Origin of the sequence: Oceanispirochaeta sp. (assembly GCF_027859075.1) — a bacterium.
Lineage (GTDB): Bacteria > Spirochaetota > Spirochaetia > DSM-2461 > DSM-2461 > Oceanispirochaeta.
On record NZ_JAQIBL010000177.1, the window covers coordinates 1 to 6,301 of the forward strand.

The following is a 6,301-nucleotide window of genomic DNA, read 5'->3' on the forward strand; positions in this document are numbered from 1 at the left end:
CTGATCATTCCATCGGTCATGATGGAAACAGCGCTGGGTTCCCCTGAATCTGCTGCCAGGAATTCAATCACTGATCCAGCCATTTTTTCCGCTTCCAATGAGACAGAATCTACAAGATCATGAACATGAAGGACATTCCCGGCGGCAAAAATACCCGCTACATTCGTCTGAAGATTTTCATCCACAAGAGGCCCGTTGGTACGCGGGTCCAATTGAACTCCCGCGGACAGAGATAATTCGTTTTCAGGAATAAGACCGACCGACAAAATGAGGGTATCACAGGAGTAATCCTGTTCCGTCCCGGGAATAATTTTAAGATTTTCATCCACCCGGGAAACTGTAATGCCCGTCAGCCGCTCTTTCCCCTTGATTTGAGTGACAGTATGACTCAGGAAGAGGGGAATATTATAATCATTGAGACACTGCTCAATATTTCTTACGAGACCACTCGGGTAAGGTTGAATCTCAAAAACACCTTTGACCCTGGCCCCTTCAAGAGTCAGACGCCTCGCCATGATCATGCCGATATCCCCGGAACCAAGGATCATGACATCCTGACCCACCATCGTGTTTTGCAGATTGATGTATGCTTGAGCCACTCCGGCCGTATACACTCCCGCCGGTCTGTCACCGGGGATGCTGATGGCTCCCCGGCTCCTTTCCCGGCAGCCCATAGCCAAAACAACAGCTTTGGCCTGAAAAAGAACCAGACCATTCGGGGATACAGCTTTTACCTGCTTGCCAGGACTGATACTGAGAACCGTCGTTTCGGTCAGCCACTCGATTCCCAGGGCTTCGGCTTCATCGATAAATTTCTGTGCATATTCGGGGCCGCTCATGGACGCCTTAAAGCGGATCAGCCCAAACCCGTCATGAATGCACTGACGAAGAATACCTCCGGGGAATCTCTCCCGTTCCAGGATGACAATATCTTCAATACCTTGTTTCCTCATTTCTACGGCAGCCGCCAATCCGGCCGGTCCACCACCAATGATGACGACGTCTTTTTTCTGAGGATTCATCATACTCGTACCCATCCAGTAAACATTTGTGACCGGCCACGTGAATAGAGAATCTCGGTCGGCTCTTTTTGTTTTTCTTCCTGAATGATCGCTGCAATTCTGGTCTGGCAGTACCCGCCCTGGCAGCGCCCCATCAAAGCACGGGTTCGGTTTTTAATGCTCATGACTGTGTCGACACCCAGAGGGTTGTTCAGGGCCTGAAGAATCTCCGCTCTGGTAATCGTCTCACAACGGCATACGATTTCACCATAGGCCGGCTCTTTTGCTATAAGATCCGCCTGCTCTTCTGTGGTTTTATCAGAAAAAGAGACAATCCCCTTCCGGCGGGGATTAAAGGATTTGTTTAAAGTCAGGTGTTCCCGCTCCGCCAGAAGCCTGACCGCTCTTCTGGCTACAGGCAGTGCACTGGTCAATCCCGGGGATTCAATGCCGACTAGATTTATGGTGTGAGGGGCTTCATCTCTGGCTTCTATGACAAAATCCAGAATTTCACCTGTATCCGGATTCACCAGCTAGGGTCTGACCCCGGCAAAGTTCCTGATAATATACTCCGCTTTAATATGGGGGAATAGTTTTGACCCGCTCTCAATTAAATCTGCCATACCCGAAGAGCTGACACTGTAATCCGAAAGATCATTTACAAGGTCTGAATTGGGACCAATAATAACATTACCATCTACTGTAGGAGTGGCATGAATACCCATGCCGATTTTTGGATTGGAAACTGGATACGCCGGGAGAGATAGAAAATTTCCGGCTTTCTGATCAAGCACATAATACTCACCCTTGAATCCTCTCATAGTGTAGCCGGGGATACCCAGCATTTCAGATATAACGGCGGAATTCAAACCGGCGCAATTCACGACCCACCTGGTTCTGAATGTTCTTTCAGCTGTTGTGATTTCAAAGTAGTGAGCCTGGCGGTCTATGGCTGTGACCTCATTCTTAAAAAAGAATTCAGCACCGTTCATCCGGGCGTTTTCTGCAAGAGCAATAGTATAGAGAAAAGGATTCACAATCCCGCTGTAGGGAGAAAACATCGCATATTTTCCATTGATGTAGGGAGCCAGCTCTTTGAGCCGCTCTTCACCTATGACTTCGAGCCCTTTAGAACCGTTCCGGTCACCCAGTTCCTTTGACTTTTCGAGGCTTATCAGATCTTCTTCGGTAAATCCCACAAGGACTTTGCCGCACCTTTTGAAAGGAACATCCAGCTCATCTGCGGTTTCCTGGAATTCTAAACATCCTTCCACACAGCATTGCGCCTTCAAAGATCCTGTCTTGTAGTTGAATCCACCATGGATAACCCCGGAGTTTCTGCCGCTGGTTTCATTGCAGACATCCAGTTCTTTCTCAAGTACCCCTATTTTCAATTGATACCTTGATAACTCACGGGCCACAGCCGAACCGATCACACCTGATCCGATAATCAAAATATCAAATAACTCGTCCATTCCTTCCAACCCCTCCTCCCAAAGAAAATGCTCAACAACATTGGTCCAATGTATTTTTGAATAAAACGTCAATAAGTAGATGAAATTAAAACATATTCTATCTTTTTAACGTATTTCAGAGTTTTATGCAATTTTACATCCTACCAATTTTAGAGACGAGCGCTGTGATTGAGTTCTGTTTTTGATTAATTTTTGAAAAGCAGGAAATGAAAGACAAGCTGCCGGATGTAATGTCTCCCGGGCCGTTGTGAACCCATCACCCGAAGCGATAACAAACCCTGCCGGGGCTATGGTATTTCCTTGATAAGAGCTGCCCTGCCAGCGATTCTGTCAGGAGAGTACCATTATCAATATCTGCAATTGTAATATACATAGTTTTCATATCTGTACCACCAAAGGCCATACAGGTGATTTTTGAACTGGGAAGGGATGTTGTTTCAATCTTTCTGCCGCTGATGGGATCGATGCTGACCATGGCCCTGCCTGTCCACAAGGCAACATGCAGAATGCCATTCATATCTATACACATGCCATCCGGAAAACCTTCTCCGCTGCCAAACTCATAAATGGTTCTCCTGTTGGTCAGAGTACCATCAAAATCAAAAGCGTCTATTTTCAGGGTGGGTGTATCGATGTAATACATTGTTTTTTCATCGAGTGACCAGTCCAGACCATTGGAACAGGTGATACCACTGAATAACTCGCTGATCTCGCCTCCTGGTGTCAGTTTATAGAAGGCTGCTTCTTTTGCTTTACCGATGGTCCCAGCATAAATACATCCATCAGGCCCGGTTTTTCCGTCATTAAACCGATCCCCTTTTATTTTGATTTTCTGATGGGCCGGTTTCCATTTGTCGGCATAATAGATTCCATCTTCAAGAGCGGCAAGAAGATTTGAATCTGTATCCAGGAATAGACTGCCCACTCGTTGCGGAGCCGGCAGAACGTCTTCCCTCCTGGATTCAGGATCGTATCGTCGGATGTTTTTACCTTCAATATCTACAAAATAAAGAACCTGATTTTTATCATCCCACAAAGGTCCCTCACCTAACTGAGTTTTCTTACTGCCTTCAACTGCCAACCATGTTTGCATAGATTTTCTCCCACACGACATCATATACCGGGAATGGCTCTGACCGGATATGAATCAAATTTTTCTTAAAAGATTCTCATTTTTTCAAACCGCTGCTGCACAGAACAAGACCATATGATGGTGGCTAACTGATAGTCTTTATCCTTGAAAGCTGCTATGCAATGCCTTAAAATTTTAAAAGATAAAAAAAGGACGAATCCTTCTTGAACTAGCCCTCCATAATATGTTATTTAATATATACATATTTATATATCTATAAAAATAGAACGAATAAACAGGAGTGAACTGTATATGAAAATATTAATTATCGGAGGAGTTGCCGGTGGTGCTACCACTGCGGCAAGACTCAGACGCCTGGATGAATCTGCGGAAATCAGGATTTATGAGCGAGGGGCCTACATCAGTTATGCCAACTGCGGCCTTCCCTATTACATAGGCGGCACAATCGAAGAGAGGGACAGACTCTTTGTTCAGACACCCGAAAGCTTTACGGAACTGCTGAATGTAGATGTTAAGGTCAAACATGATGTCATAGCCATCAACCGGGACAGGAAAACCCTCTCCATCAGGAATCTGGATACAGAGGAAGTCTTTGAAGACAGTTACGACAAACTGGTCCTGTCACCAGGAGCGGAACCCCTCAGACCCGGCATTCCCGGGATTGATTCGGATAAAATCTTCACCCTCAGAAACGTACCCGATACGGATCAGATAAAATCCTTCATAGAAGAGAAGAAGCCCCAAAGAGCCGTCATCATCGGTGCAGGATTCATCGGTCTGGAAATGGCCGAAAGTCTTCACCAGCTGGGTATATTCGTGACCATCGTGGAAGCAGCCGAACAGGTCATGAATATCCTGGATTATGAAATGGCCGCCGAGGTTCACCAGCACCTCAAGGTGAAGGGGGTTGAGTTCTACCTGAAAGACGGAGTCTCCTCCTTCGAAGACAAGGGTGAGAACGTGCACATTGTCCTTCAGAACAGCAGGGTCATCGAAGCCGACATTATCATCCTGTCTATCGGTGTCAAACCCGACGTCAAACTGGCCGTTGAAGCTGGACTGGAAATTGGAAGCACCGGTGGCATCAAACTCGACAGCCACCTGATGACCAATGACAAAGACATCTATGCCCTGGGAGATGCCACTGAATATCCCAACCCCATCACCGGAGACCCCCTGAGAGTCCCCCTGGCAGGACCTGCCAACAAGCAGGGACGGATGGTCGCAGACAACATCATCCAGGGAAATAAAAAAAGCTACCGAGGAACCATCGGTACCGGAATAGCCAAAGTTTTTGACCTGACAGTGGCCTCCACCGGGTTGTCTGAAAAACAGCTGATCAGGATGAACAGGGAATATCAAAGGCTGGTCATTCATGCAACCTCCCACGCCGGTTATTACCCCGATGCCGACCCTATGACGATTAAGGTCATCTTTAATAAAGAACGCCAGCTTCTGGGAGCCCAGATTGTAGGATACTCGGGAGTAGATAAAAGGATTGACCTCTTTGCCGTCATACTGGGACATGCCGGTACCATCGATGACCTGCAGGAAATTGAACACGCCTATGCCCCGCCCTACTCATCAGCCAAAGACCCAGTCAACATTGCCGGATTTGTGGCGGAGAACATCCTCAACGGTTCCTCCCGTCACCTCCACTGGAATGAACTGAATGATATTCCCCGGGATGAGCGTTATCTCATAGACGTGAGAACCGCCGACGAGTTTGGCATTGAGACTCTGGAGGGGGCCGTGAATATATCTCTCCCCGAAATCAGAGGAAGGATCGCCGAAATACCCCGGGATAAAAAAGTCATCGTGTTTTGCGGGGTTGGAAAAAGAGCCTATATGGCTGAACGGATAATTAGGCAGAACGGGATAGACAATGTCTACAACCTGTCAGGCGGAATGAAGACCTACAGTCTTTCTACACAGAAGCAGAGCAATGAAGACATCTTTGAAAAAGACTTCATCGGTCATGATGACAACTTCTATCAGTCGGACCCTCATGCTCATCCTGCCTTAGCAGATATCAGGACCATTGAAGTCAATGCCTGCGGCCTCCAGTGTCCAGGACCGGTACTGAAACTCAGGGAACAGATGGAAACCCTCAAGCCCGGAGAGATGATCCGTGAAACAGCCACAGATCCCGGCTTTGCCAGAGACGTCTATGCCTGGGCCAAGATGACAGGAAACAGCGTGGTTTCTGTAGAACAGAGCGGACCCAAGGTCATTGCGGTCATCAAGAAAGGCGGAGCCCCGTCTCCCTCCAGAATGGGAGGAGGTCCTCAGAAAGGCACCAGTATGATTATCTTTTCCGACGATCTGGATAAGGCCCTGGCGGCCATGGTCATCGCCAATGGTGCCATATCCGCTGGAAAAGATGTCACCCTGTTTTTCACCTTCTGGGGCCTCTCGTTCCTGAAAAAGAAGAAGGCTCCCCGGGTCAAAAAAGACTTTATGGGCAGAATGTTTGGCATGATGCTTCCATCCAACAGCTCAAAGATGGGACTCTCCAAGATCAATATGGGCGGCATGGGAGCCAAAATGATGCGCATGAGGATGAAGGCTCTCGGCGTGGACAGTGTAGAACAGATGATGGAAACAGCCCTGAAAAACGGCATCCATCTTGTCGCCTGCCAGATGTCCATGGACGTGATGGGCGTTGCCGAGGAAGAGTTGATGGAGGGTGTTGAAATCGGAGGAGTAGCTTCCTTCCTGGGCGCCGCCGA

At 47.8% G+C, this 6,301-nt stretch carries 5 protein-coding genes; 1 reads left to right on the forward strand and 4 read right to left on the reverse strand.

Annotation, left to right across the window (positions count from 1 at the left end):
• The 4 genes from PF479_RS09735 to PF479_RS09750 all read right to left on the reverse strand — a co-directional run.
• The coding region (locus PF479_RS09735; protein WP_298005590.1) for an FAD-dependent oxidoreductase at positions 1–1,025 on the reverse strand (1,025 nt) is incomplete at its 3' end.
• Complete coding sequence (locus PF479_RS09740) at positions 1,022–1,531, reverse strand: (2Fe-2S)-binding protein (RefSeq protein ID WP_298005593.1); 510 nt, start codon at positions 1,529–1,531, stop codon at positions 1,022–1,024. The genes PF479_RS09740 and PF479_RS09735, both read right to left, overlap by 4 nt.
• A 3-nt stretch (positions 1,532–1,534) precedes the next feature.
• On the reverse strand, positions 1,535–2,476 hold the full coding sequence (locus tag PF479_RS09745; RefSeq protein WP_298005596.1) for an NAD(P)/FAD-dependent oxidoreductase: 942 nt from the start codon (positions 2,474–2,476) through the stop codon (positions 1,535–1,537).
• Positions 2,477–2,732: 256 nt separating this feature from the next.
• Positions 2,733–3,569: an SMP-30/gluconolactonase/LRE family protein gene (locus tag PF479_RS09750; RefSeq protein WP_298005599.1), complete on the reverse strand. Its 837-nt coding sequence runs from the start codon at positions 3,567–3,569 to the stop codon at positions 2,733–2,735.
• 291 nt (positions 3,570–3,860) lie between these two features.
• On the opposite strand from PF479_RS09750, the gene PF479_RS09755 reads away from it, so the two are divergent.
• Positions 3,861–6,301, forward strand: a 2,441-nt coding sequence (locus tag PF479_RS09755) for a CoA-disulfide reductase (protein ID WP_298005602.1), incomplete at its 3' end; no start/stop codon positions are given.